The following is a 13,473-nucleotide window of genomic DNA, read 5'->3' as shown; positions in this document are numbered from 1 at the left end:
CCCTAATCTATTTCACGTAAACAGTTGTTTGTGGATTAAATTCCGTCCAACCAAGTGTCCAGTCTGTATCATTAAATGCACCTGCGAAAGTTGTTTTTGTAAAGAAGGCAGGTAAAGTTGTTGGTAAGTTCACTCCTTTTAGTGTAGAAGTTGCACCTAAAATAAATGTAGGACGACCCGTTGACCATAAAGAAGAACTTAAACCAAGCGTTGAAGTATTATCCAATAATTTGTTTCCAGTTTGAGCAACGAACCATTCTGAAGGCTTTTGAGTACCAATCAAGATGGCTGGAGCAGCCGTAGATTGTTCGTTATCAACGATACCGAAACCACGTGGTAAGTTAGCATCTCCTTGTCCGAAACCATTTGTACCCCATTTGTCTAAACCAGCTACGATAACGTTTTGAAGCGTAATATCTCCTTTGGCAGCATTACCTTTTGCATCACCTCTTTGGCTATCAATATAAACACCGTTTGGATAACCCGTAATTACCGTGTTATAGATTTTCAATTTACTGTTACGACGTAATTGAGCTCCATTTTGGAATTGAGAACTAATTGTAATCAAACTTCCTTTTGGTCCGATGATAGACATATTGGCAAATGTAGCCGAAGTAAATGGTGTGTTTGAAGAACCAGCAGCATCATTATCAACCTCAAATCCGTTTGAACCAGAAATATCTGCTTGAGTAGCTCCACGAATACCAATTCCGTATTGAATATTTCCAGAGAAACCATTATCAACATCAAAATCATCATCTAAACCTTTGTAAGCTACCAAATATTTAGCGTTTACATTTCCACCAAACCATTCAAATGAATCATCTAATCCAAAAGTAGCTTGTAAATATTCTAACGTTGTACCTGCTCCTACTGAACCAAAAGTGAATGAGTTTACTTCTTGGTTAGGGTTGATTGGAATACCTGCAAATTCAACACGAACATACTTTAAAGAACCAGAGTTATCAGCGTTATCTGTACCTCCGTGGAATGCACCATAAGCACCTTCTAATTCACGGTTTGCTTGAGCATCTGGTAAGTTGTTGATTGCTTTACCACAGATTACAATGCCACCCCAGTCACCCGGTTCACGCTCACCTGCTGCACGCTCAGAGGTAAACACGATTGGTTTCGCTGCTGTACCTTCTGCAATTAATTTACTTCCTCTTTGAACCACTAAAGTACCTTTTGTAGCACGTTCACCGATAATAACTGTACCCGGTTGGATTGTCAAAGTAGCTGTTTTGGTAACCGTTCCAAATACTGCTTCTGTACCTAAACGAACAAAACCACTCAATTTATAGATTTTGTCAGCCGTCCAAGTAATGTTTCCTTCTAAATTACCCGAAACTGTAACTACTGTTGGAGCAGGAATTGCAGAAACTGTTACTGGAATAGTAGTTAAAGAAGAAACTTGGTTATTGTTATCAGTTACTTGAATGGTAAAATTAACTACCGAGTTAGCTGCAAGTGACTCAATAACGTAATCTTTAGTATAGTCAAGTGTTGTTTGTCCAGTTCCAGTTTGAGAATCAAAAGCAGAACCATTTTTCAAAACTGTAATTGCTTTTACGCCACCTGGAGCATTAATTGATGCTTTGATTTGAACGGTTGCTCCTGGAATTCCCGATAAAGTTCCGCTTGTTGTGATTGTTGGAATTGGCACAATTGCTGGAGTATCGTCTTTACAAGCCTGAAACATTGTTATTACCGAAAGTAACAGAGCAATAATTTTGATAGATTTCATGAGTTTCGAAATGAATAGTTTATAATATATTAAAGTGAAATAATGTTTATTTTATTTGTACAAATGTTTTAACCGATTTACTGAACAGCGTATTCTTTCTTGATTCTCTCTAAATTCTTATCAAATTTTAAGTCTTTCTATTAACGGATTGTATAAACTACACCCAAAGAATAAACTCTACCCGGAGAATAAGACTGGATTGTTTGGTCTGAGTCGCTACTGAAATTACCGTCTCTATTTCCGTCTTGAAGAATCAAGTTTCTGTTATTCAGAATATCTGTGATACCACCTTTCACGATTAAGTTTTTATAAACTTCTTTCGAGAAAGTTAAGTCTAATACATTACGTGGCATTTCGTACCAGTCTGGATAACCTGCTGCAAATGAGTTACCTACTGCATAAATACGTTTTCCGATTACGTTGAATAATAAACTAACTTGTGTGTTTTTCTTCGTATCGTTGTAGTTAATCCCTGCATTGATAATGTATGGAGATTGTCCTTGTAATGGGCGATTATCAGATTGGTTAATCGTGCTTGCATTAAATTTCACACGGCTATAAATAAATGCACCGTTGAATACCAAATTGATTTTATTCAAGAATTTAGAATCGGTCAATTTATCCAATGATTTTCTAACCTCTAATTCGATACCTGTACTGAAAGCACTTTCTGCATTACTAAAACTGATGTTGTTGTTATTCACACCGTCAAAAACAACTTCAATTGGTGTTTTAAAGTACTTATAGAAAGCCGCAACCGATATAATTTCAGAAGGTGTTGGATAGAACTCATAACGGAAATCAGCATTATCAATCTGAGCATTTTCAAGATTTGAATTACCTGTAATTACACGGTTATTCACAAAATCATAGAAAGAGAATGGAGCAATTTCACGGAATTCAGGACGGTTTACTGTTTTTCCATAAGCAAAACGTAACAATGATTTTTCAGAGAAATTGTAGGTCAAGTTTGCTGAAGGTAAAATATTCGTAATGTCACGATTATAGTTTACAGGAGCATTTTTACTGATGTCATAACTATTCAATTTCTGAACGTTTTTCTCTATACGTAATCCTGCAATCAAATTCAATTTTTTCGTGAAAGAATAGTTTCCTGATGCGTAAAAAGCAATTTGGTTATTACTTGCCGAGTATGAATCTGAAGCGTTTGTTTGCTCATCAATTTTGACACCGTTAGTTAAATTGATATTTTGTTGAGCAAAAATTTGGTCGATTGGCAAATTTCCAACATCAAATAATGAACCGTTTGCACGAACAAAACCTAAGTTACGAGCATTGAAAGAACGGTCTTTGTTTTCGTAGAAGCCCCCAAATTTCAATTCTAATTCTTTATTATTTTCTTTCGTTGCACCTTTCACAAGGGTCAATTTCTGAACCACATTGAAACCTCCCATCAATGCTTTTTCATCAAGTAAGATATTTGTTCTACCTAAGTTTACTGTTTGTGCTGCCCCAAATGGTACTAACAAACTTGGCTCTGAACCATTATCGGTTGAATATCTGAAACGTTTGTAATCAGGTTGGTCACGGTAAGTTTTGTTATAAGCTACCACCCAGTCAACTAAAGTTTTATCATCGTTTAATTTATGACGACCCAAAACCTGACCTGTATAAATTCCTCTAAAAATTTGGTCTAAAGAACGAATATTCCAAGTTCCACCGTTTTCAAATCCATTTCTGTTTACATACTGAGCATTGCTCATTTGGTTGAAAAGGTTTTTGAACTCAAATGTATGTTTATCGTTGATTTTCAATGCCCAGTTATGAAGAATACCCAAACGAATGGCATTGTTATATTGCAAGTCTCTAAACTTTGTATCTTCATTAATTGAAATTTCACTACTTGAACCCGCTGTATATCCGAAATCACTTCTCAACATTTCAAAGATTGAGTTCGTGTTGCTATAATTTACCGCCGTTACGTTGGCTAATTTAATCCCGTCGTTATCAATGAATTTGTATGCACCTGTAAGCGTCATACGTAAATCTGGAAGTGCAGTAGTTGATGTTGGCGTCCAAGTATTACGTAATAATTGTCCTGCCTGAGTCAAGGCAACTGGATTTGACGTAGCAATTTGTTTTAAACCCGCCGTTGTAGGGAAATATTTAGGTAAGTCTGCAAATCCGTTGTTAAAACCTAATAAGTAGTTTTTACCTCTTTGTGGTTGCAACATTTCTTTACCTGTTGTTCCTTCACGAGAACCTCCGCTAATGTCAATGGTGAAATAATTATTGTCAGGAATACTTTTTGTGAAGATTTTTACAACACCACCTGCAAATTCACCTGGCAATTCGGCTGCAGGAGATTTGAATACTAAAATACGGTCGATTTGTGCTGACGGAATAACGTCAAATGAGAATGAACGAACGTCTGCTTCCATACTTGGAGCAAAAGCGTTGTTTAATAAAACGGTATTATAACGCTCATTAAGACCACGAATGTTAATAAAACGTTCTCCAAAAATAGTAACTCCCGGAACACGTTTTACTACCTCAGCAGCGTTACGGTCAAGTGTTTTACCGATTTGAGCCGCAGAAATACCACTTACAATTTGTTGAGCTGCTTTAATTTCTGAAATTACCGAAACCTCTGTATTTGTTAATTTCTGACCAACAACTTTAACTTCATTAAGTGTCGAACCTTCTTCGTCAAGTGATGTATTGATTTCTGTAACTTGGTCTGCAAGAACCTTTACATTTTCAATAAATTTAGATTTATATCCTACGAATGAGATTTTTAATTTGTAAGTACCTACTGGTAAGCGACTTAAAGAGAAGAATCCGTTAATATCGGCAGCACCGCCTTTATTATGTCCTTCAAGAAAGACTGTTGCTCCTACTAAATCTTCTTTTGATTTAGCGTCTTTGATTGTTCCTCTGATTGTACCCTCTTGGGCGAAAGCGAATGAAATAGAAGCGATTAAAACTAAAATTGTACTCAGTAACTTTTGCATCATCATATTGGTTTTTTGATGCTACAAAATTAGAGTGGCTATTTAACCCCAATGTTACGGGTTCATTATGCTTAGATTATGCTTATGTTACCGTAATGTTAAGAAGAGGAGTTTGGAGTTTTTTTTAGGTATGAGGTAGTAGGTATGAATTATGAGGTATGAATTATGAGGTATGAGGTCGTAGGTATGGGGTATTTTTTAGGTATGAGGTCGTAGGTATGAATTATGAGGTATGAGGTATGGGGTCGTAAGTAGTTATGGGGTATGTAGTAATGTCTGCCTTATAACTCATAATTCATAACTCATAATTCATAACTCATAACTCATAATTCATAATTCATAACTCATAATTCATAATTCATAACTCATAATTCATAACTCATAATTCATAACTCATAATTCATAATTCATAATTCATAATTCATACCTACGACCTCATAACTCATAACTCATAATTCATACCTAAAAATAAAAACCCTATTCATCAAAATGATAATGGATTCCTAAAGTGAAAGTGGCTTTATTGGAGAATTGACGATATACCGTTCCGTCATTTTGTTGCCAAAGAAATGCTTCGCCAGGTTCGGCAATCATAAAATATTTTCCTTCACCAGTAAGACTAAAACGGTCGCTTAATTGATACGACAATCCTGCTTTTCCTGTTAATAAATATCCCGGTGTTGTGTAAGTATCAGGTATTTCTTTTAAAGTATTGATGAGTCCGCCAACAGGTTTTACCGAAAAAAAAGTCAATCCAGCTCCCATTCCCACATAAGGCTTCACAACCCAATCCGTCGGGTACCATTCAAAATCAAAAGTTAACGGAACTTGCGTTATTGATACATTATTGGCTTTTGTCTGTGCCATAAAATGATTATTCATCATACCAATGGTCATTCCCATCGCAAAATAGTCGCTCGGAAAATACTTAAAGGTCAACGCATTGCTAATTCCCATTTGCTCTGAAGCAATTCCTTTATTAGCTCCCAAAGGCATCAAAACCCCAGTTTGGAGTCCTAAAGTAAAATGACCGACGGTTGTCTGTTGAGAAAACACTCGTGAAACGTTTAATAAAATGATTGATATTAAAACTGTATAGAATCTCAAAGACATATTTTTGGATATTGATTTATGAACCTGTTTAACGAAAAGCTAAATTAGTAAATTTTACTGAAAGACTTTTTAAAATACATATTTCAATCTCAGCGTCACGTTTCTACCCATTTCATCGGTAAAATATCTAAAGCGATTCAAATATTCTCGATATGATAAATTAAAAGCATTACTAACTGTTAAACCTAAACTGATTTTCTGAATTTTCATGCCCGCATCTATTCTCCAAATACTATATGCGGGCGGTGGCGGTGCAAAATCGCTTTTGTCTTCCACACGGGTTTGTTGAGCAACTAATTGATTGCCAATACTTACAAAGGAATCATATTTCTTGAACGAATATTTCAAAGTACTTTCTAAACGGTCAGCAGGAATATTAACCATAAAAACATCATTTAAAATATCTTTTGCTCGAATAATTGAATATTTTTCATTGATAGATAAACGATTCGTTATCAGATAATTAATCGACAAATCTACTCCTGCAAAACGGGCATCAACTTGGGTATAATCAAAGGCTGGGAAAGCCCCACGTACCGTCAAAACTGTTTGTGGAATACCGTTTTCAATGCGTGGTCTTAGATAAATAAAATCATTGATATAGTTCAAATAAGCCGTTAATTCAATGGCAATTTTCTCTTTTTCAAAATTAGTAGTTAACGAAAAATTATGAGCAACTTCTGGCTTTAGGTTAATATTTCCTTTTTCATAAGCCGCTGCTCCGTGATGCACACCATCTGAAAACAATTCATTCATATTCGGAGAACGCCACGCATTGGCTACATTAAGTTTAAAACTCAGAGCATCATTAAGAGAATAATTTGCCCCCAAGGTTGCAGAAAAATTGCCAAAATTGAAAGTATTATCAAAATACACACCCGAAGGACTCAAGCCAAAAGCCTGTGCATTTCTGAAATCATAACGTAGTCCCGTTTCAAATTCCCATTTCTGTTTAAGATAACGTTCTATCACGAAAACACCACCGCTAATTACCTGATAATTAGGAATCAAAACGGTATTTATCAGAGGTTTACGTAGTTCATAAGCAGAAGAAAGATTTTCTTGATACAAACCACTCACTCCCACCGAACCGCTGATATTTTTGAAAATCGGTTTATGGTCTAACAATAATTCTCCTGTGTAAGTCGTGAGTTTAAAATTGAGTGTATTGAGGGCTTTATTACCACGTGGAGCATCATATTCTAAACGCCAATCGTACTGCCGACTCAGCGTTAGCGACCATTTTCCAAGATTTTCAGCAATGATAAAACTTTTGATTTTGAATAAATTATGAGCTAAATCTTGATTCGGGCGGTTAATGTCATAACTCGATTCAACAGGCGTATAAATTTCATTAGGTCTTGTATTCTGAATGGCATTTTGCAAATCAGTCAAATTCCCAATGTGCGAACCCGTGAAAATTCCCAATTGCGTATCGAAATAACTAAAGAATAATTCCGTTCCGAAATGTTGTTTTTTATACCCTACCGCTGCCGAAATATTCCGTTCTTGCACGCCTGTATTCAGCATATAATAATCAGCCGTTTTGATGTCTCCCCCACGCTTGTACGTACCCTGCAAACGCCAAGACAAACCTTGAATTTTAGGAAATCCACCTTCAAGAATTCCCGAAAAAACGCTCATTTTTCCATTACTCAAACCTACTGCATTTATTTCTCCATGAATTTTCGCAGAATCTGGCAATGGGTCTGGCTCAACCATAATAACGCCTGCAATAGCATCTGAGCCGTATCTAACACCTGCCGCACCTTTCACAACGGTTAGTTTTTTGGCAACAAATGGGTCTATTTCGGGAGCGTGTTCACTCCCCCATTGTTGTCCTTCCTGTCTGATTCCATTATTCAAAATCAAAACTCGATTGGAGTGCATTCCATGAATAATTGGTTTTGAAATAGAGCTTCCTGTTTGCAAGGAAGTTACACCTGTAATGGCTTTGAGAGATTCCCCTAAACTTTGTCCACGAGTTTGTTCAAGAGCTTGTCCGTCGAGCGTAGTTCTGGTTTGGGTTAGCGTTTCAATCTTTTTCCCTGCCACAACCACTTCTTGCAAGTGTTCGTCTTTGTCTTCCAAAGAAAAATCTTCGTTATGTTCTTGTGTTAAATTAACAACAATCTCAACTTTCTGAAAACCAACTGCTTGGCAAATCAAAGTGTATTGTCCTTGACATAAGTTTTTGAAATTATATCTTCCATTGCCATCGGCAAAAGTGGAAATATTTGTCCCTTTAATATAGATAACCGCTCCCGCAACGGCTTGATGAATATCTTTTTCATGCACAACGCCTTTCAACGAACAAATACAAGAAGTCTTTTGTGCCAATATTGGCAACCAAGCACCCAAAAATAACGTAATTATGATACTAATTTTTTTCACGAATTCCGACGAAGTTTTAGACCGCAATTTACGCAGATTTTCACAAGAAATCTTAATTTATGCAACATTATTGCAGATAATAATCAACCAACACAATGTTTACCTCAAAAGAAGAATTAGTTAAACAAAAAGCAATTTCAATAATGTTTAACAAAAGTTATAAAAATATAAACAAAGTAACAACAAGCAAAAAAAGTATCCACAGAGGTCAAAAAAGCAATAAATTTATCAAAAACAATAAATTTAAATTATCAAGGAAAAATAAATTAAAAAAAATGACAATTAAAAGTTGCATTTTCGTTTAACAATATCATATATTTGTTAAACAAATCACCAACAAAGCTAATACAATGACAGCCTTAGAATTCACATATCACATAGGTAAGGTTTCTAAATCATTAAAACCGTTTGCCATGAAGCTCACAAGAGATTATGAAGAAGCAAATGATTTGTTGCAAGATACCTTACTCAAAGCCTTTACTAACCGAGATAAATACACAGAAGGAACTAATTTGAAAGCATGGTTATATACAATCATGAAAAATACTTTCATCACCAATTATCAAAGAATGGTGAGAAAAAATACTTTCATTGATACTTCTGATAACTTACATTTTATCAATTCCGTAGAAAGTAGCACAGATAATATGGCAATTAGCACTTTTGCCATGAATGATATTAACAAAGCAGTTGGACTACTTGATGATGCCTATAAAACACCTTTTATGATGTATTTCAGAGGATTCAAATACCATGAAATTGCTGAAAAATTAGATATTCCAATTGGGACAGTAAAAAATAGAATTCACATTGCAAGAAAAGAATTAAAGGATAGATTATATATGTATGCTTACTCAAATTAGTTGATTAACAAGGAGTTATATTTCATCAACAAACTCCATAAAACTGTTATCAATTTTACTGATGGTACTAAAATCAGGCATTTTAATATAATTTAATTGATTAGTTTTTTGGTTAACAGAAGAAAGTTTACAAAAAGTCAGGCATTGTCTGACTTTTTTGTTTATAAGTTTTTTAGGACTCAATTTCAAAATTAAAACAGTCGATTATTTGTACTAATCACGCATTTATTAGAAACAAATCGTATTTTTATCAATTCATCATCAAACCAAAAAACAACCAATAATTCCATGAAAAAACAGCTTACAACACTCCTACTTTCAACCACAATTTTTACTTCGGCATTTTCCCAAAAGGTTATCCAACGTGACCCAATCATCGAAAATATGGTTGCAGAAGTGAATAGCGATAGTCTGAAATCTCATATTTTGAAATTAGTCAGTTTCGGCACTCGTAGCACATTAAGCACCACAACTGACCCAAAAAGAGGAATCGGAGCAGCCCGTAATTGGGTTTTAAGTCGCTTTCAAGAATTTGCCAAACAGTCGGAAGGCAGAATGACGGCAAAAATTGACTCGTGGACACTCAAACCCGACGGAAAAAGAGTAGATGCCGAGATAGAAATGGGTAACGTGATGGCAACTTTGAAGGGAACAGACCCCAATGACGACCGCATTTTCTTGGTTTCGGGACATATTGATAGTCGAGTTTCAAACGTAATGAACCGCACCGCTGATGCCCCAGGAGCAAATGATGATGGTTCGGGAACGGCAGCCGTGATTGAATTGGCAAGAGTTATGGCTAAAGCAAAATTTCCTGCAACAGTAATTTTCTTGGTTGTGAGTGGCGAAGAACAAGGACTTTTAGGAGCAGAACACCTTGCCAATCAAGCATTTGAAGAAAAATGGAACATTGAAGGCATTTTGAATAATGACATCATGGGTTCAAATAATTCTAACGAAACAAATATCATCGACAATACCAGAATTCGTATTTTTAGTGAAGGTTTGCCATTTTTTGAATTAGATAAAAAAGCAATCAGTATTCGTAATTTTGGACAAGAAAATGATGGAAAAGCTCGTACATTAGCACGTTATGCGAAAGAAGTTGGTGAGCGTTATGTGGATAATTTAGAAGTAGTGATGGTTTACAGAAATGACCGCTTCTTGCGTGGTGGCGACCATACGCCGTTTGTGCAAAAAGGCTTCCCAGCGGTTAGAATCACGGAAATGAACGAAAATTACGAACATCAACACCAAGATTTACGTACTGAAAAAGGTATCAAATTCGGTGATGTTCCAGAGGCAATGGACTTTGAATATCTCCGTAAAAATACAGCCATGAACTTAGCAACGCTTTCAAACTTGGCAAAAGCACCCGCAACGGTTCAGAACTTAACAATTGATACCAAAAATTTAACAAATTCAACAACATTATTTTGGCAAGCACCCAAAACAGGAAAAGTAAAAGGTTATTACGTTTTAATGCGTGAAACTTATCAACCATTTTGGCAAAAAAAGATTTTCACGACCAAAAACGGAATCGTCCTCCCCTACTCAAAAGACCATTATTTCTTTGCAGTTCAAGCAGTTAGCGAAGACGGGAACGAAAGTTTACCCGTTTTACCAAAAGTTGGAATGTAACACGGGAATCCTTCCCGTGATAATAAAAAAATGCTTGGCGATATGAAATTGCCAAGCATTTTTTTATTTGGAACTATCTACTATTTGGCAAAATCAAGAAAATGGGCAAAAAAGCCACTGTCAGCGGTTGTACGACGAATAGTTGATAATTCCGTTTTAATTTCATTCATCATTACGGACTGTATCAACAACCATTTCAACTGAATCTTTTGCAACTATAACTTTAGGGATTTCCGTCGGTTTATTGGTTTTCAAATTTGCAATTCTACGGTTTGCCAAATCCACAAAATTACAATCGGCGTTAGGTTTTTTCATTGTTCTACAAACTCTAAGATACTCCTGATAAAAGATTAAAGACATTTCTTTATCATTCTTCTTTTTTTCATATATTTCAGCTAATCTAAAAGTAGCTTTTGGACGTGAGTTGACCAAATTATGAAAACGATGAATAGCAGTTTCTGTCTGCCCTAATTTATCGGAAATATCTGCAAGACCCAATTCGTAATCGGTCAATCGGTCAGACTTCCCTAAGTCGATTGCTAAATAGAAATTATCAGTAGATTCTCGTAAAATATCCACATTATTTTCAGTGGACTTCAACTGAGCAAATGCTAAACCAGCCCTTACATTTTCGGTATCTTCTCCAATCTTTAAAAGTCGATTAAAAACAGCTATTGCCTGTGGAATACTATCCATTTGGTAAAATGCAGTACCTAACAATCTCTGATAAAAACTGGTAGAGTCACCTAAAGACATAGTAAACAGCAAATCATTTTTCACTCCATAAAAGTCTGATTTTCTGTAAAATAACCTACTTCTTAGGTGTCTCACTTTAATAGAAGAACTATCCAGTTCGAATCCTTTAATGATAAGAGGTTCGGCTAAATCATCTTTAGAATCATTTAAGTACAAATTGGCTAAACTAACCACACTTTCAATATCTTTATTATCAATTTCGATGGCTTTTTGAAGGTAAGAAATACCCAATTTTGCCCGCTCCATTCGAGCATTAATCCGAGCCAATTCTTTTAAATAATAGGTATTTGTTGAGTCAAGTTGGTTTAAACGTTGGAACGTTTTAAGTGTTTCTACCAAACTATAGTCTTTCTCAGCTACAACCGCAATTTGCAGTAAAATTTCAGCAGAAAATGGCGATTTACTCAAAGCAGAATAATACAATTTTTTAGCTTGCGACAAACGACCTAATTTGAAGTTACAAAGAGCTTGTTTTTGTAAAATTTCACTTTGTGTACTATCCCCAATATTGAGTTTTTCTAAGTACGAAAGTGCCTGTGCATATTGACCTTTCTGTATTAAATCATTGATAGAATTATTTTCATTTTGAGCGAATAATCTAACAGAAAATAAACAACAAATAATTAGCAGAATAATGTGAAGATTTTTCATAATTGAATAGACTTTAAGTATAAACTAATTTCTTAGGTGAAAATACTAAAACTTTAGTTGAAGAACAAATGTGCATAATAATTGAAGCACATTTGTGGCTAAACAGTTTCAGAATAAACAATTGAATAAAATATAAAGATTCATAAAGAGTGTAAAGGAGATAGTCTTTGCTCTTTTTATTTTAACTATTCCATGAAAAAACATTGATTTTCTCAATAAATATTGAACATTTAATAGATTGGCTGTAACTTCATTGTCTAATTCTGAAACAAATGCCAGTTATCCAACACGCTGATTATCAAGCACCTTTTTGGTTGCCCGAAGGTCACTTACAAACGATTTACCCATCTGTATTTCGTAAAGTTGAGGGGGTGAACTACTTGCGTGAAAGAATTAGTACACACGATGGTGATTTTTTGGATTTAGATTTTTCGGATTACGGAGTTTCAATTGCGGATTACGGATTATTCAACGAGAAAACATTGATTGAAGATAAAGAGGGCTATTCCATAAAATCCGAAATCGTAAATCGTAAATCCGAAATCGTAATTCTCTCACATGGTCTTGAGGGCGATTCAAATCGGCAGTACATCACGGGCATGGTTAAACAATTCAATACCAATGGTTTTGATTGTCTGGCTTGGAATTTCAGAAGTTGTTCTGGCGAACTCAATCAAACCAAACGCTTTTATCACAGCGGAGCAACCGACGACTTAGACACGGTGATAAAACACGCTATTTCAAAGGGTTATCAAAAAATATATTTAGTCGGATTCAGTCTTGGAGGTAATTTGACCCTCAAATTTTTGGGCGAAAAAGGGCAAAATCTTTACCCAGAAGTCCAAAAAGCGGTCGTTTTTTCAGTACCTTTGCACCTGTCAAGTAGCAGTCAGACAATCGGTTGGCTTTATACCAAACGATTCAACAAATCCTTGATAAAGAAAATACAGGAGAAATCTCAACGCTATCCTGAGTTTCAAATAAATACTTCAAACATCCCGAAAATCAAAACATTAAAAGATTTCGATGATTGTTACACTTCACAACTACATGGATTTAAAGACGCCGAAGATTACTACGAGCGTAATAGTTCGCTGTACTTTTTGGATAAAATTACTGTCCAGACGCTAATCGTTAATGCCCAAAATGACCCTTTTCTCTCAAAAGACTGTTTTCCTTTTGAAAAAGTAAAGCATTTAGACAAAGTTCACTTTCAAGCCCCCGAAATGGGCGGACATTGTGGCTTTTATCAAGCTGATTATCAAGGCATTTTATGGTCGGAGAAGCGAGCTTTGGAGTGGGTGATGGGTTAAATTTAAAACTAATTAAATAA

General features: G+C 35.4%; 8 protein-coding genes. 3 read left to right on the top strand and 5 right to left on the bottom strand.

What is annotated here, in order from left to right:
• Positions 1-7: 7 nt before the first annotated feature.
• The 4 genes from LV89_RS08860 to LV89_RS08845 all read right to left on the bottom strand — a co-directional run bounded on the left by LV89_RS08860 (position 8) and on the right by LV89_RS08845 (position 8,229).
• Positions 8-1,747, bottom strand: a complete 1,740-nt coding sequence (locus tag LV89_RS08860; protein WP_109742523.1) for a beta-helix domain-containing protein — start codon at positions 1,745-1,747, stop codon at positions 8-10.
• A gap of 140 nt (positions 1,748-1,887) precedes the next feature.
• Positions 1,888-4,722, bottom strand: coding sequence for a TonB-dependent receptor (locus LV89_RS08855; RefSeq protein WP_109742559.1), 2,835 nt, complete (start codon positions 4,720-4,722; stop codon positions 1,888-1,890).
• Between the two features lie 477 nt (positions 4,723-5,199).
• Positions 5,200-5,835, bottom strand: coding sequence for an OmpW family outer membrane protein (locus tag LV89_RS08850; protein ID WP_109742522.1), 636 nt, complete (start codon positions 5,833-5,835; stop codon positions 5,200-5,202).
• Between the two features lie 69 nt (positions 5,836-5,904).
• The gene (locus LV89_RS08845; protein WP_109742521.1) at positions 5,905-8,229 is read right to left on the bottom strand and encodes a TonB-dependent receptor; all 2,325 of its coding nucleotides are present in this window, start codon (positions 8,227-8,229) and stop codon (positions 5,905-5,907) included.
• A gap of 350 nt (positions 8,230-8,579) precedes the next feature.
• Between LV89_RS08845 and LV89_RS08835 the strand changes: the two genes are divergently transcribed.
• Positions 8,580-9,092: an RNA polymerase sigma factor gene (locus tag LV89_RS08835; protein ID WP_109742519.1), complete on the top strand. Its 513-nt coding sequence runs from the start codon at positions 8,580-8,582 to the stop codon at positions 9,090-9,092.
• Positions 9,093-9,380: 288 nt separating this feature from the next.
• On the top strand, positions 9,381-10,733 hold the full coding sequence (locus tag LV89_RS08830; protein WP_109742518.1) for a M20/M25/M40 family metallo-hydrolase: 1,353 nt from the start codon (positions 9,381-9,383) through the stop codon (positions 10,731-10,733).
• Between the two features lie 162 nt (positions 10,734-10,895).
• Here LV89_RS08830 and LV89_RS08825 read toward each other — a convergent pair whose 3' ends face one another.
• On the bottom strand, positions 10,896-12,140 hold the full coding sequence (locus LV89_RS08825; RefSeq protein ID WP_109742517.1) for a tetratricopeptide repeat protein: 1,245 nt from the start codon (positions 12,138-12,140) through the stop codon (positions 10,896-10,898).
• Between the two features lie 272 nt (positions 12,141-12,412).
• On the opposite strand from LV89_RS08825, the gene LV89_RS08820 reads away from it, so the two are divergent.
• Positions 12,413-13,453 (top strand): YheT family hydrolase, encoded by a 1,041-nt coding sequence (locus LV89_RS08820; protein ID WP_109742516.1) that lies wholly within the window; start codon positions 12,413-12,415, stop codon positions 13,451-13,453.
• Positions 13,454-13,473: the final 20 nt, after the last annotated feature.

Origin of the sequence: Arcicella aurantiaca, assembly GCF_003148625.1 — a bacterium.
GTDB classification, from domain to species: domain Bacteria; phylum Bacteroidota; class Bacteroidia; order Cytophagales; family Spirosomataceae; genus Arcicella; species Arcicella aurantiaca.
Note: the sequence above shows the minus strand (reverse complement) of the source record. Positions and strands in the feature narration are given on the sequence as shown.